General features: G+C 68.4%; 1 protein-coding gene. It reads right to left on the bottom strand.

Annotated elements, in window-relative coordinates:
* Positions 1-455: Crp/Fnr family transcriptional regulator (locus tag WDW90_RS38180; protein ID WP_336492880.1), on the bottom strand; the 455-nt coding region annotated here is incomplete at both ends.

Genomic DNA, 455 nt, shown 5'->3' with positions numbered 1-455 from the left:
TGCTCCAGACGACCAGGTCGCTCGCCCGTAACGCCTGCAGCACGCGGTTGATGTGGACCTGCGAAATGCCGAGCGCGTCCGCCAGATCCGTCTGCGAGATCGCCAGCTCGAAGCTGTTCGCGTCGGCAAGCCCCACCACCTGCAGGCAGACCAGCAACTCGCAGAAGTGGTGGGCCAAGCGCCTGTCCGCTGGTCGGCTGTCGTTCACCAGCCATTCCCGCGCCCGGCTCAGTTCCATCAGGGTGAGCCAGCGCAGGGCGCGAGCAATGCCAGGATGCGTCTCGATCAGCTCCGTCAGTCTTGCGCGCGGGATGTCGACCACCAAGCAGGGCGTGAGCGCGCCCAGCCGCATGTCACGCGCGGAGGGGCCGGAGCTGTGCATGCGGCAGAGGTCGCCCGGCACGGCAAACGAGACGATCCGGCGGCCGCCCTGCCAGAGGGTCTTGTAGCGCCCG

This window comes from Methylobacterium nigriterrae, assembly GCF_037106235.1.
Lineage (GTDB): Bacteria > Pseudomonadota > Alphaproteobacteria > Rhizobiales > Beijerinckiaceae > Methylobacterium > Methylobacterium nigriterrae.
The sequence above is the reverse complement of the archived record's forward strand: the minus strand, read 5'-3'. Positions and strand labels throughout refer to the sequence as shown.